Here is a 13,754-nt window from a genome sequence, read left to right as displayed (position 1 = left end):
GGTGCGGGCTGAACTGGCGGAGTTCCTCCGGGACCGGCGGTCCCGCGTCGGGCCCGCCGATGTCGGGTTGGAGGCGCGCAGCGGCCGCCGGACGCCCGGGTTGCGGCGGGAGGAGGTCGCGCGGCTCGCCGGGATCTCCGTGGACTACTACATCCGCATGGAGCAGGGGCGCGGGCCGCGCCCGTCCCGGCAGGTGCTCAACGCGCTCGCCGACGCGCTGCGGTTGTCCGGCGACGAGCGGAACTACCTGTTCCGCCTGGTGGGCGAGGCCCCGTCGGTCGTGTCGTCGCGGGAGGTCCCGGCGAACGTGCTGCGGCTGCTGGAGCGGTTCGACGACGTTCCCGCGCTGGTGCTCGACGTGAAGTACGACATCCTCGCCTGGAACCGGATGGCGGTGGGCCTGATGGGCGACTTCGGCCGCCGGTCGGAGAAGGAGCGGAACATGCTCTGGTGGATGTTCTGCCACCAGCCGTCGGTGCTGGAGACGGAGCACGGGCGGCGGTTCGCCAAGTCGTGCGTGGCGAGCGTGCGCGCCGCCGGCCGCTACCCGGGCGATTCCGGCGTTCGCGCGCTGGTCGACGAGCTGGGCGAGCGGAACCCCGCCTTCGCCGAGATGTGGTCCGCGCACGAGGTCCAGGTGCAGCGCAGCACGCCGAAGCGCGGCGTGCACCCGGTCTTCGGCGAGCTGGAGCTGGACTGCGAGGTCCTGCTGATCCCCGAGGTCGACCAGCGGCTGATGTTCTTCACCGCGCCCGAGGGCTCGCCCACCGGGAAGGCGCTGCAGGACCTCCGGAACTGGGATCGCCAGACCTAGGTTCGACCGGTCTCTCCCGCGCGCCCGCCGCTGCGGCGATCGTGGTGGCACATCGCTGGAAGGGAGATCAGATGACGATCCTGGTGACCGGAGGACGCGGCAGCGTGGCGCGCAGCGTGGTCGAGCAGTTGCTGAGCGCCGGGGAGAAGCCGCGGGTGATCAGCCGCGATCCCGCCGCCACCCGGCTGCCGGAGCAGATCGAGGTGGTCCGGGGCGACCTCGCCGAACCGCCGGAGTCGGTGCTGGACGGGGTGTCCGCGGTGTTCCTCTACGCCGATCGCGGTGGGGTGGGCGGTTTCCTGGACGCCGCCCGGACCGCTGGTGTCGAGCACGTCGTGCTGCTGTCGGCCAACGTCGTCACGACCCCGGGCGCCCCCGACGACCCGTTGATCCGGCTGCACGCGTCGGCCGAGCGGGCGGTGCTCGACTCCGGGCTGGCCTGGACCTTCCTGCGGCCGGGAGGCTTCGCCACGAACGCCCTGGCGTGGGCCGGGTCGATCCGCGCCCGAGGCGTGGTGGAAGCGCCGTACCCGGACGCGCACGCCGACCTGATCCACGAGGCGGACATCGCGGACGCGGCGGTGCGGGCGCTGACCGAGCCCGGCCACGAGGGCAGGGCCTACCCGCTGAGCGGGCCGCAGTCGATCACGCAGCGCGAGCAGGCCGAGGCGATCGCGGAAGCGATCGGCCGCCCCGTCGAGTTCGTGCCGCAGAGCCCGGACGAGTACCGCGCGACGATGGCGGAGCACGGCATGGGGTACCTCGCCGACACCCTCCTGCGGTACCTCGCGGGCCAGGACGGCCGCCCGTTGCCGGTGGTGAACACGGTGGAGGTCCTGACCGGCCGCCCGGCCCGCACCTTCGCCCAGTGGGCCGCGGACCACGCGTCGGACTTCCGCTGACCCCGGGGTGACGCTCCAGCGGCCACGACGCGCCGATCGTGATGCGATGCAGTCGTCTGCCGCTGGGGCTCACCCGGGCGGCGCGCAATTCCTCGCGAAATCGCGCCCGGCGCTGGTCAGCGGATGCGGCGGATCTCCTCGGTCGGAGCCTCGGCGCGCACCCGGGCGAGGCGGACCGTGGGGGCTTCCGAGAGCTGGCGTTCGCGGCGGTTGTTGCGGATGCGGATCGCGATGAACGCCGCGACCGTCAGGATCGCCGTGATCAGGACCGCGCGGGAGAACAGCCCCGCGTACTCCTCGACGAGGTACCAGCTCTGGCCCAGCAGGTAGCCCGCCAGCACGAAGACGGTGTTCCAGATCAGGCTGCCGAGCGTGGTGAACAGGGCGAACGTGGCCAGGCGCATGCGTTCGACGCCGGCCGGGAGCGAGATGAAGCTGCGGAACAGCGGGATCATCCGGCCGAAGAAGACCGCCTTGATGCCGTGCTTGGCGAACCACGCCTCGGTCCGGTCGATGTCGGAGATCTTCACCAGCGGGATCTTCGCGGCGATGGCGCGGGTGCGGTCGCGGCCCAGCGTCGCGCCGATGCCGTAGAGCGCCAGCGCGCCGATCAGCGAGCCGAGCGTCGTCCACAGGATCGCGCCGATCACGGACATGTTGCCCTGGCTGGCGGTGAATCCGGCCAGCGGCAGGATCACCTCGGACGGGATGGGCGGGAAGAGGTTCTCCAGGGCGACGATCATTCCCGCTCCCGGGCCGCCGAGGGCCTCCATCACGGAGATCACCCAGGCGGTGAAGCCGGTCGGTTCGGCGGAGGTGGCGGCCAAGGTCGTCAGATCCATTCGAGCGGCTCCGGGTAGCGCCCCGCCCGGACGGTGTGGAGCACGTCGGCGTGCGAGCCGTGCCGGCGGAACATGATCGGTGGTATGTCCGTTTGTTCCATGATTCCAGCCCGCGGCGGTACTCCGGCCCGACGGGAGGTGATCTACCCCATAATTCGCGGGCCGAGCCAGCCCGGGAGGTTTCCGGTTTCGCCTGAGATCGGAACGCGACGAAACAGGCAAAACGGTCTTCGGTCTTCCCTGGTACCGACAGGATGCGCCCTGCAGGGCGGCCGGTGATCTCCGGGGTTTCGCCGTGCGGCCGCGTGCGCAACGCCCGAAATGGCGGGCATCGGGTCGGTCCCTTCTGCGAAGCTGGTGCGGTGCGCGTGGCGTTGCTGGGGCCCTTTCGGCTGAACGCACCCGACGGTCGGGCGATAGCGGTCGGCGGCCTCCGGGTGCGGACGCTCCTCGCGCGACTCGCGCTCGACGCCGGCCGCACCGTCTCCACCGAGCTCCTCATCGCCGACCTCTGGGGCTCCGCCCAGCCGGCCAGCGCGCTGAACGCGCTCCAGTCGCTGGTGTCTCGCGCGCGCCGCGCGCTCGCGGGCGAGCTGTCCTTGCGCTCCGACCAGTCGGGCTACGCCCTCCTGGTGGATCCCGACGACGTCGACGCCATCCGCTTCGCCGCGCTCGCGGCAGAGGGGCGCGGCCTGCTCCGCAGCGGCCGGCACGATGCTGCCGCTGCCGCGCTCCGCGAGGCGCTGGAGTTGTGGCAGGGGGACGCGCTCGTCGACTTCGTCGACGCGCCGTTCGCCGAGGCGCAGGCGGCGCGGTTGGGGGAGCTGCGCATCGCCGCGGTCGAGGATCGGGCGGAGGCCGATCTCGGTGCCGGTCGGCATGCCGATCTGGTGCCCGAGCTGGAGACGCTTTGCGCGCGTTTTCCGCTGCGCGAGCGGCTCACGGCGCTGCGCGTTCGCGCGCTCTACGCGAGCGGCAGGCAGGCCGATGCGCTTGCCGCTTATGAGGCATTGCGGCGCCGCTTGGACCAGGAGCTTGGGGTGTCGCCGTCGCAGGAGCTCCGGGATCTGCAGGTCGCGCTGCTGCGCGGCGATCCCGGCCTGGCGCCGCGTCCGGCATCGCGGCCGGAGCCGGATTCGCGCGACGAGCTGCGGTGGGAGCCGATCCGGCCGGTGCTGCCGACCCGGTTGAGCAGTTTCGTCGGCCGGGAGCGGGAGATCGAGCGGGTTCGCGCGGAGCTGGCGGATTCCCGGCTGGTCACCCTGTTCGGTCCCGGCGGCGCGGGGAAGACGCGGCTGGCGGTCGAGACCGCCGCCGGGATGTCGGATCGGCGGGTGTGGTTCGTCGAGCTCGCGCCGGTGCGGGACGGGCAGGACGTGACGGCGGCGGCGCTCGCCGCGCTCGGGGTGCGCGAGACCCGGCTGCTGGAATCGCCGACGAAGCACGCGTTGAACCGGGCGGCGGACCTGTTCTCGGCGGAGCCGGCGCTGCTGGTGCTGGACAACTGCGAGCAGGTGATCGAGGCCGCCGCCGAGTTCGTGCAGGAGGTGCTGAGCCGGGCCCCGCAGCTGCGGGTCGTGGCGACCAGCCGGGAGCCGTTGGCGCTCACCGGCGAGCGGCTGCTGCCGGTCGGGCCGTTGGAGCTGCCGGAGGCCGAGGACGCGGCGCCTGAGGCCGCGGCGGTGCGGCTGTTCGTGGATCGGGCGGCGGGCGCCCGGCCCGGTTTCGCGCTCGACGACGGCAACACCCGCGACGTGGTGGAGATCTGCCGTCGGCTGGACGGCATGCCGCTGGCGATCGAGCTGGCGGCGGCCCGGCTGCGGGCGATGAGCGTCCGGCAGGTCGCCGAGCGGCTCGACGACCGATTCCGGTTGCTCACCAGCGGAAATCGCACTGCCATGCCGCGGCACCGGACGCTGCGCGCGGTGGTGGAGTGGAGCTGGGATCTGCTGACCGGGCCGGAGCAGGTGCTGGCCAGGCGGATGTCGGTGTTCGCCGGGTACGCCTCGGCCGACGCGATCTCCGCGGTGTGCGCCGACGCCGGGATGCCTGCCGCGGACGTGTTCTACGTGCTCGTCTCGCTGGTGGAGAAGTCCCTGGTGGAGGCGGTCGATTCGGAACTCGGCATGCGGTACCGGATGCTGGAGACGGTGCGCGCGTTCTGCGCCGAGAAGCTCGCCGCGGCCGGGGAGAAGGACGCCCTGCGCAGCTCGCACGCGACGTACTTCGTCGAGTTCGCCGAATCCGCCGCGCCCCGGCTGCACGAAGCGGAGCAGATCGACTGGCTGAACCGGCTGGACGCCGACCACGACAACATCATCGCCGCGCTGCACTGGGCGACGGAGTCCGGCGACGCGGACCGGGGATTCCGGTTGAGCGCGGCGCTGAGCTGGTACTGGTCGATGTCCGCGCAGCACGACGAGCTGAAGGGCCGGCTGGAAGAGGTGGCCGCCCTGCCGGGCGCGGCGCCGCCGGAGAGCCGGGCGATCGTCGACCTGATGCTGGTGATGGCCGTCGACTCCACCCCGGACTGGGCCGAGGGCCTGCGCACCGCGGTGACCGCTGCCCGCGACACCGGCGCGCGCTTCCGCTACCTGTACGCGACGGTGATGGAACCGATCGGCTGGATGCTGATCCGCGAACAGTCCGAATTGGACAGATGTGTCGAGGGGGCGCTGCAGCACCCGCACCCGTGGGCGCGGGCCGCCGGCCTGTTCTGCCGGGGATTCGGCGCGGAGCACAACGGAAATCCCATCGCCGGGGAGAAGGACATGCTCGCCGCGCGCACCGAGTTCCGCGCCATCGGCGACCGGTGGGGCAGCGCGCAGACCACCACGAGCATCGCCGAGTTCCGGTCGCGGCGCGGCGACCACGAGGGCGCGATCGAGGCATTCCAGGAATCCGTCGAGACGTTCCGCGAACTGCGCGCCACCGAGGACCTGGTGCCTGCGCTGGCGCGGATCGGCATCGAGCGACTGCGCGGCGGCGACCTCGACGGGGCGCGCGCCGACCTGCTGCGCGCCGAACGCATCGGCCGGAACAGGTTCCTCTACCACCAGATCGCGGCGCTGACCGGACTCGCCGAGGTCGCCCGGCATTCCGGCGACCGGGACCAGGCCCGCGACTACCTGGCCGCGGCGCGCGCGGCGCTGGCGGAGGCGGCGACGGCGCCGGAGCCGCTGCGGCAGATGGAACTGCTCGGCGAAGCGCGGCTACGCCTCGCCGAAGGCGAGCCCGGCGAGGCGCTGGCACTGCTCGCCGAAGCCTTCGCCGTGGGACTGGCGCTCCGCGACATGCCGCTGAACGCGACCATCGCGGAGCAAGCGGCATGCGTGGAGTTCGCCGCCGGCCGGCCGCAGCGGGCGGCCCGCCTGATCGGCATCGCCACCGTGCTGCGCGGCCTGGTCGACGAAGGAGACCCCGAAGTGCGAGCGCTGCTGCGCGAGCTGGATGGGCAGCACCGCGAAGAGCGCGACGGCGCAGCCGCGCTCTCGCGGGACGACGCCTTCGCGGAGCTCCGCGACGCGTTGGGGCGTTGAGGGGCGTAAGCCCCGATTCCGGCGGCGGCGTTGTTCGCGGACGGCGAGTACGGCCCAGGCCGCGAGTGCAACGAGCACCAGGCCCGGAACGACGTACTGCGCCCACGAACCGCGCGGGTACCAGGAGATCGTGATTATGTTCAGGACGATGCCGGTCAGGGTGATCGCCGGAGGGAACCACCGTGGAGTGGGCGCTCGGCCGGATCCGTGCGTCTCATGCGTCCATGTTGCCCAAGATCGGCTTCTGCCGTGATCGGTTTCGCCGGACCTGCGGTCGGTCCCTCCCGCCCCCGACGCGGGAGGGCTCGACCGCAGGTGGTCATGAAGATTATTCCGCTCCGGTCGGGGACACCTCCCGGCGACCACCGATAACGCCGCCGTCACCGCTGGTCACGGGGGCCGTGCGCGTGTTGCGCTGCTATCGCGACACAACACGCGCACGGCCCCCTGCCTGCGGAAACGCCGCTCCAGAGCGCGGCGCCGACGGTCACATCCGGCGGCGGTACGCCCACATCGCCAGCGGGAAGAACACCGCCACGATCGCGACCATCCAGATCAGCGTCGCCGTCAGCGGTCCGGCGATCGGCCCGCCGATCATCAGGCCGCGAGCGGTGTCCGCGAGCTTGGTGACCGGGTTGATGGTCACCCACGCCTGCAGCCAGCCCGGCATCGTCTCGGTCGGCACGAACACGTTGCTGCCCATGGTCAGCGGGAACATGAACGCCATGGCCACGCCGGGCAGCGCCTGCTGGTTCTTGATCAGCATCCCGAGGAACACCGTGATCCAGCACATCGCCAGCGCGAAGGCGATCACCACCACGATCGCGGCCAGCGCGGACAGCGGATCGGTCTGGATGCGGAAGCCCATGATGGTGGCGAAGACCAGCAGCACCGCCAGCGCCACAAGGTAGCGCACGATGTCGCCCAGCACCGCGCCGATCAGCGGCGCCGACCGCGCCACCGGCAGGCTGCGGAACCGGTCGAACACGCCCTTGGAGATGTCGGTGTTGAGCGCCCACCCGGTGCCGAGGCTGGCGAAGACCATGTTCATCGCCATCACGCCGGGCAGCGTGAGCTGCAGGTAGGAGCCGGTGTCCCCGACGATCGCCCCGCCGAAGAGGTAGACGAACATGACCAGGAACAGGATCGGCTGGATGGTGACGTCGATCAGGCCCTCGGGCGACTTGCGGATCTTGAGGATGCTGCGCCCGGCCAGCGTCAGGCCGTGCCGCAGCGCGCGGATCGGGCCGATGCGCTCCGAGGCGGTCGTCGGCGCGGTCGGCGGGCGTTCGATCGTGGCGGTCACGCGGCGGTCTCCTCCTCGGCGGCCTTGCCGGTGATGGCCAGGAACACCTCGTCCAGGCTGGGCAGGCGCAGCGCGAGCTCGTCGGCGGTGATCCCGGCGTCGTCGAGCCGGCGGACCAGGGTGGACAGCAGCACCGGGTCGTCGACCGGCGTGGTCAGCAGCCCGCTGTCGTCGTTCGTGGCCGGTTCGGCGCCGGTCAGCTCGGCGAGGATCCGGCGCACCGCGGGCACGTTCGCCAGATCGGTCGGCCGCACCTGCAGGGTCTGGCCGCCGACGCGGCGCTTGAGCTCGTCGGCGCGGCCGTCGGCGACCACCCGGCCGTGGTCGATCACGCTGATCCGGTCGGCCAGCTGATCGGCCTCCTCCAGGTACTGGGTGGTCAGCAGCACCGTCACGCCCTCGGCGGAGAGCGTGCGCACCATGTCCCACACCTGGTTGCGGCTGCGCGGGTCGAGCCCGGTGGTGGGCTCGTCGAGGTAGAGGACCTCGGGGCGGCCGATCAGGCTCGCCGCGAGGTCCAGGCGGCGCCGCATGCCGCCGGAGTAGGTCTTGATCGCGCGGCCGCCGGCGTCGGTGAGGGCGAACCGCTCCAGCAGTTCGGCCGCCCGCGCCTTGGCGTCGCGCTTCGGCATTTCCAGCAACCGGCCGATGAGCACCAGGTTCTCGATGCCGGTGAGCTCCTCGTCGACCGAGGCGTACTGGCCGGTGAGCCCGATGCGGCTGCGCACCGCGACCGGCTGGCGGAGCACGTCGTAGCCCGCGACGGTCGCGGTGCCCGCATCCGGCCGCAGCAACGTGGCCAGGATCCGGACCGCGGTGGTCTTGCCCGCACCGTTGGGGCCGAGCACGCCGAGGATCGTTCCCGCCGGCACGGCGAGATCCACCCCGGCCAGCGCGGTGGTGGAGCCGAATCGTTTGACCAGGCCCTCGGCCTGGATCGCGAATGACATGCTTTCACTTTCCGGGGGGATGCTGACAGCCCGCGCACAGCTCGCTGACAGGCCGGGTGACGCGGACGACATGGGGAGCCAGGATGGATCGGACGTTGGTCGTCGAGCCGGAGCGGGACGACCCGCCGCGGCGCAAGCCCGGTGGCCGCGTGGTCACGGTGCTGCTGGTGCTGGCCGCGATCGGCCTGCTGGCCTGGGCGATGCTGCCGCTGTCGGGCTGGGACAGCGGCCGGTACCTGGTGGCGCTGGCGGCGCTGACCCAGTACGCGGCGCTGACCGGCATCGTGCTGGCGCTGCTCGCCGTGATCCTGCGGCGCTGGTTGACCGCGCTCGTCGTCGGCCTGGCGACCGCGATCCTGGTGCTCTCCGTCGCGCCGCGCGCCATTCCCGACGCGACTCCGGCGCAGGGCGTTGCGCTGCGGGTGATGTCGCTGAACGGCTTCTTCGGCGGGGCGGATGCCGCGCAGGTCGTGGACCTCGTGCGGCAGAACGAGGTCGACGTGCTGAGCCTGCAGGAACTCACGCCCGAGCTGGTGGCCGCGCTGGACGACGCCGGGCTCGCCGAGACGCTGCCGCACCGGGTGTTCCAGCCGGGGCCCAAGGCGGACGGCTCCGGGATCGCGTCGCGCTACCCGCTGCAGGAACTGTCGCTGGTGCCGGATTCGACGCTGGCCCAGCCATCGGCGCGGGTGCAGCGGCCGGGCTCACCGGCTTTCGAGATCGTCGCGGTGCACCCGCTGTACCCGATGGGCCGGGACACGGCCGAGGTCTGGGACCGCGAGATGCGCGAGCTGCCGGCGCCGGCCACCGACGGCACGCCCCGGATGCTGGTCGGAGACTTCAACGCCACCCTCGACCACACCCGGCTCAAGTACTTGATCGGCCTGGGCTACACCGACGTCGCCGAGGCCACCGGCGACGGCCTGCACCCGACCTGGCCGGGCCCGGGCACCTGGTTCCCGCCGCCGGTCACGATCGACCACGTGCTCACCAGCGGCGGCATCGCGCCCCAGTCGTTCCGCACCATCGACGTGGCCGGTGCCGATCACCGCGCGATCCTCGCCACGGTCGTCCTGACCGGCTGATCGCGCCGCCGCAGGTCAGTGCCCGTGAGTGTTCTGGGGTGCTGTAGCGCCCCCAGAACACTCACGGGTCCTGAACAGCCGGAACGGCATCCCGGGCGGTCACTTGCCGGGGTGGGACTCCTGGACGAGCTCGAACTCCAGCAGGCTGGACCCGCTGGCCACCGGGTTCTTGGCCTCGCCCGCGTGCGCCTCCTTCGCCGGGCCGCTGGCCCACGCCTGGAACGCCTCCTCGGACTCCCACTTCGTGTACACGAAGTAGCGGTTCTCGCCCTTCACCGGGCGCAGCAGCTCGAACCCGAGGAACCCGGGAGCGCTGTCCACCGAGCCGTGCCGCGAAGCGAACCGCTTCTCCAGCTCCGGGCCGGCACCTTCAGGGATCTCGATCGCATTGATCTTCACAACAGCCATGCAGCCAGCCTACGAGCCCGCCGCGACCACCGGCGACCGCACGGCCCGAGGCATCCGCCGGCCCGGCCCTACCCGACCGGTCCCGCCTCGCCGTCGTGCTGGTCGTCGTCCGACTCGGACTCCTCGAACCTGCTGAACTCGCCGTTCTGGTACCAGTAGGTGCTGTCGCCGATGTCGTAGCCGATTTCGGCCGCATCGACGTGATCGCGCGCCACCGCGGAGACCGCGGTGACGACCAGGTCCAGCATGCCGGGCTCGGGCACCTCCGCCACGAGCACGGCGTCCTGCGCGGGAACGGCCAGCACCACTCCGCGCTCCGCCAACTCCGGCTCGATCTCGTCGAGCAGCAGCGCCCACGGGGCGTTCTCGACGGTCAGCACCGTGATCGTCGCGACGGGCTCGTCGTCCTCATCGGACAGCTCGACGGACACCTCGCCCCACGCCGGGGTCTCCTCCTCCCGGCGCAGGTTCGCGAGAGCCGCCTCGACCAGCTGCTCGGGCTCCACGCCCCAGGCCTGCACCGCCGCGTTGTGCACCTGGGTGTCGATCTCGGGCTCGTCCTCGTCCGACGATGGCGCGTCCGCTACGACCAGCCCGATCCAGAGCCCGTCGGCCAGCGGTAGCCGGAACCACTCCTCGGACTCGTCGGGCTCCTCCGACTCATCCGCCTCGGAGCGCGGGCTTCCGTCGAACAGGTGGATCCGCAGGAGATCCCGCACCTGCTCGAAGGATGCCTGCTCCAGCCATTCCGACTGGGCCTCCGCCATGCTCCACGCGTCGATCTGGCCGAAGCAAATGCCCTCCCAGTCCTCCCGCGGTGCTTCCGCACACCGCTTGGCGAGCTGTTCGAGCCGGAACTCGTAGCCGTCGGAGTAGGCCCCCGAGACCAACTCGACGAAGCCCGATTCGAGGTTCTGCCCTCCGGCGCCGAAGCAGTCGCAAGCGTCGTCGACCTCTTCGCGGAACGCCTCGAACTGCTCGGCGTCGAAGACGCCGCACCACTCCGGGACTTCCACCGCAGCAAAAGTTTGTGCCATGTGGCCGAACGCTAGCGAAGCCCGATGACAATTCGACCCGGTACCGCCTGAGGTCCCGCTACCGGCACCGCAGCGCAGAACGAGTTTGGAAACAGGCTCTACAGCTCGATCTGCGGGTGCAGGCGGCCGATGTTCCAGACCCGTTGGCGCTGGACGACCAGTGTGGTCAGCGCCAGGAAGACGACCAGGAAGCCCGCCAGCACCGCCACGTCCCGGAGCAGGTGCTCGGTGACGCCGCCGGAGATCGTCACGCGCAGCCCGTCCACCAGGTAGGTCATCGGCAGGAACGGGTGCACGGCCTGGAACGGCGCCGGGGCGGTCTCCATCGGGTACAGCCCGCCGGAGGCGGTGAGCTGGATGATCAGCAGCACCAGCGACAGCAGGTCGCCGACCGCGCCGAGCGCGGTGCGCAGGAAGTGGTCGATGGCCACGAACGCGACCGCGGCGAGGGAGACCAGCCCGATCGTCCACCAGACGTGCACCGGGTCGAGCCCTAGCCCGAAGTCGACCACCGCGTACAGCACCAGCCCGCCGACGATGCCCAGCACCGCCGCGGGCAGGAAACCGGCGAACGCGATGGTGAACGCCCCGACGCGATCCGCGAGCGCGCGCAGGTTCACCGGCTTGAGCAGCAGGTACGCGAACAGCCCGAAGACCCAGAGGGCGATCGCGAAGAAGAACGGCGCCAGCCCGCGCCCGTAGACGTGCGCCGGGTTCAGGTTGTCGGTGTGGATCTCGGTCGGCGACCCGAGGACGTCGGCGGCCTGCGCGACCTCGGTGGGGTTCGTCGGCGGGATCTTGCCCAGCGTGTCGTCGACCAGGCCCTGAAGGTTCTTCGCGCCGTCGTTGAGCTGCCCGGCGCCGGTCTCCAGCACCCCGCTGCTCGCCGCCAGCGTGTCCAGGCCGTTGGTGATGCCGTTGGCGCCGCCGGAGAGTTCCGCGACACCCGCGCGCAGCGTGTCCGCCGGAGCGGTGAACGCGCGGATCTGGTTCTGCAGCGGGCCCATGTTGTTCTGCAGCGTCAGCGCCTGCGAGTTGGCGTCCTGCGCCGTGGCCAGGGCCTGCTGGGCGTCCTTGTCCGCGGTGCTCGCGGAATCGGCCAGCTTCTGGGCGTTGTCCAGGGCGCGCTGGTAGGCGGCGTCCTGGGCGATCTCGGGGTGCCGCTTGCCGAGTTCCTCGATCGCCGAGCGGCCGTCGGCGGCGCGCTGGCTGAGGAACCCGGCGGTGGTCTTGATCGTGCTCAGGCTGTTGACCGCGATGTTGCTCGCGTTGACCAGGGCGTTGACCGCGCCGGGCAGCCGCTCGGCGGTGAAGTTGCTGACCGCGGACAGCTGCTTGCTCAGCTGCGCGGTGGCGTCCGAGATGTCCTGCACGCCGCGCGAGACCTGGCCGGTGCCGTCGCGAACTCCGTTGAGGCCCTTGGAAAGCGCCGCGGTGCCCTGCTTGCTCAGGTCAGTGCCCTCGACGAGCTGCTTCGACGCTTCCGAAGCCAGCTGCAGCTTCTCCCGCGCCTGGTCCAGCTCGCCGTAGAGCGCGCGGGCGTAGGTGGCGTGCGCGGCGGCGTTGATCTGGTTCTGCAGCTCGGTCTGCACCGTGTCGGCCATGATCCCGGCGATGTAGCCGTTGGCGTCGTTCTTGACGATCTGCAGCGCGGCGCGCTCCGGGTTGCGGTCGGCCGCGGTCGCGAGCTTCGCGCTGAAGTCCGCGGGGACCTCGATCGTGAAGTAGTACCGGCCTTCCACGAGGCCGTGCCGGGCCTCGGCGGAATCCACGAAGTTCCAGTCGAAGATGTCGGTCGCCTTGAGCTGCTGGACGAACTGCTCGCCGGCGTTGATGTGCTCGCCGCGCGCGTCGACCGGCAGGTCGGAGTTGACCACCGCGACCGGAACCCGGTTCAACTGGCCGTAGGGATCCCAGTTCGACCACAGGTACAGCGACCCGTACAGCAGCGGGACCAGGATCAGCACGAGCGGCACGAAGCGGCGCAGCGGCCCGCGGAAGCGCCGCAGCTCCAGCCAGGCCAGCTTGAACGCTTTCACCGGGCGACCTCTTCCTGCCGGTCGAGCACCTTCGTGGGCCGTTCCGGCTCGCGGACGGGCAGCGGGATCACCTCGACGTCGCCGGACGGCGGATCGGTCGCGCTGGCCAGCACCGTCATCCCGGTGCGGGTGACCTCGCGCAACCCGGCCCACACCTGCGCGCGGGCCGCCCGGGGGAGGCCCGCGTCGACGTCGTCGACGAGGATCCCGGCGGGGGAGGCGGCGATCGTCAGCGCCACCGCGAACAGCAGCCGCTCGGCGGGGTGCAGCTCGTCGATCAGCGCGGTGCGGTCCGGGGCGATCCGGACCCGGTCGAGCGCGGCTTCGACGGCGCGCTCGGAGACGCCGCTGATCAGGCGGCGTTCCGCGATCGCCTCGCGGACCCGGTGCTTGTCCTCCAGCTCGTAGCCGGGGCGCAGCCGCGCGGGGCGGATCAGCTGCCGCACCGCCTTGGCCTGCGCGGGCAGCACGTGCCCGGAGACGTCCAGGTGCCCGGTGACGAGCGGGAGCCTGCCGGACAGCGCGAGCAGCAGCGAGGTGCGGCCCGTGCCGGAAGGCCCGGTGATCACGGCCAGCGCGCCCGGTTCGACGCGCAGGTCGAGGTTGGCGAACACGATGCCCTCCGGGCCCCTGGCGGCGATTCCGCGGGCGAGGATGGCCACGCCGTCGACGTCCATTCACCCTCCTGAGTGCGCGATTTGCTGCTCCAAAGTGGCGGCTCGCGCGGAGGTCGGCAACTCGTGATCGACGGTAGTCCACTGTGGATAACTGTCCGTGGTCCGGCTCGTGCTGATCGCAGTTTCAATTGAAACTGTGGAAACCCGCCTCCTGG

The 13,754-nt window shown here is 71.6% G+C and carries 11 protein-coding genes; 4 read left to right on the top strand and 7 right to left on the bottom strand.

Going from position 1 to position 13,754, the window contains the following annotated elements; all coding sequences use genetic code 11:
* Window position 1: 1 nt before the first annotated feature.
* Window positions 2–814 (top strand): helix-turn-helix transcriptional regulator, encoded by an 813-nt coding sequence (locus AB0H93_RS04180; RefSeq protein ID WP_358567167.1) that lies wholly within the window; start codon window positions 2–4, stop codon window positions 812–814.
* Window positions 815–885: 71 nt separating this feature from the next.
* The gene (locus AB0H93_RS04175) at window positions 886–1,716 is read left to right on the top strand and encodes an NAD(P)H-binding protein (RefSeq protein WP_358567164.1); all 831 of its coding nucleotides are present in this window, start codon (window positions 886–888) and stop codon (window positions 1,714–1,716) included.
* 116 nt (window positions 1,717–1,832) lie between these two features.
* On the opposite strand, the gene AB0H93_RS04170 is transcribed toward AB0H93_RS04175, so the two are convergent.
* A complete protein-coding gene (locus AB0H93_RS04170) occupies window positions 1,833–2,558 on the bottom strand; it encodes a DedA family protein (protein ID WP_358567161.1) in 726 nt (241 codons plus the stop codon).
* A 362-nt stretch (window positions 2,559–2,920) separates the two neighbouring features.
* On the opposite strand from AB0H93_RS04170, the gene AB0H93_RS04165 reads away from it, so the two are divergent.
* The gene (locus tag AB0H93_RS04165; protein WP_358567158.1) at window positions 2,921–6,097 is read left to right on the top strand and encodes a BTAD domain-containing putative transcriptional regulator; all 3,177 of its coding nucleotides are present in this window, start codon (window positions 2,921–2,923) and stop codon (window positions 6,095–6,097) included.
* Window positions 6,098–6,584: 487 nt separating this feature from the next.
* On the opposite strand, the gene AB0H93_RS04160 is transcribed toward AB0H93_RS04165, so the two are convergent.
* Together AB0H93_RS04160 and AB0H93_RS04155 are read right to left on the bottom strand one after the other, a co-directional pair.
* The gene (locus AB0H93_RS04160) at window positions 6,585–7,391 is read right to left on the bottom strand and encodes an ABC transporter permease (protein WP_358568432.1); all 807 of its coding nucleotides are present in this window, start codon (window positions 7,389–7,391) and stop codon (window positions 6,585–6,587) included.
* A gap of 8 nt (window positions 7,392–7,399) precedes the next feature.
* Window positions 7,400–8,353, bottom strand: a complete 954-nt coding sequence (locus tag AB0H93_RS04155; RefSeq protein WP_358567155.1) for an ATP-binding cassette domain-containing protein — start codon at window positions 8,351–8,353, stop codon at window positions 7,400–7,402.
* A gap of 83 nt (window positions 8,354–8,436) precedes the next feature.
* Here AB0H93_RS04155 and AB0H93_RS04150 point away from each other — a divergent pair, with 83 nt between their 5' ends.
* A complete protein-coding gene (locus AB0H93_RS04150; protein ID WP_358567152.1) occupies window positions 8,437–9,438 on the top strand; it encodes an endonuclease/exonuclease/phosphatase family protein in 1,002 nt (333 codons plus the stop codon).
* Window positions 9,439–9,537: 99 nt separating this feature from the next.
* Here the strand turns inward: AB0H93_RS04150 and AB0H93_RS04145 are convergent, their stop codons facing one another.
* The 4 genes from AB0H93_RS04145 to AB0H93_RS04130 form a co-directional block, all read right to left on the bottom strand.
* The gene (locus tag AB0H93_RS04145) at window positions 9,538–9,846 is read right to left on the bottom strand and encodes an antibiotic biosynthesis monooxygenase (protein ID WP_093267950.1); all 309 of its coding nucleotides are present in this window, start codon (window positions 9,844–9,846) and stop codon (window positions 9,538–9,540) included.
* Window positions 9,847–9,914: 68 nt separating this feature from the next.
* The gene (locus tag AB0H93_RS04140) at window positions 9,915–10,883 is read right to left on the bottom strand and encodes a hypothetical protein (RefSeq protein WP_358567149.1); all 969 of its coding nucleotides are present in this window, start codon (window positions 10,881–10,883) and stop codon (window positions 9,915–9,917) included.
* Window positions 10,884–10,981: 98 nt separating this feature from the next.
* Complete coding sequence (locus AB0H93_RS04135) at window positions 10,982–12,922, bottom strand: YhgE/Pip domain-containing protein (protein WP_358567146.1); 1,941 nt, start codon at window positions 12,920–12,922, stop codon at window positions 10,982–10,984.
* Window positions 12,919–13,599: an ATP-binding cassette domain-containing protein gene (locus AB0H93_RS04130; RefSeq protein WP_358567143.1), complete on the bottom strand. Its 681-nt coding sequence runs from the start codon at window positions 13,597–13,599 to the stop codon at window positions 12,919–12,921. Before AB0H93_RS04130 ends, AB0H93_RS04135 begins: the two co-directional genes overlap by 4 nt.
* Between the last annotated feature and the right edge of the window lie 155 nt (window positions 13,600–13,754).

Source organism: Saccharopolyspora sp. NPDC050642 (genome assembly GCF_040654735.1).
GTDB lineage: Bacteria > Actinomycetota > Actinomycetes > Mycobacteriales > Pseudonocardiaceae > Saccharopolyspora > Saccharopolyspora elongata.
The sequence above is the reverse complement of the archived record's forward strand: the minus strand, read 5'-3'. Positions and strand labels throughout refer to the sequence as shown.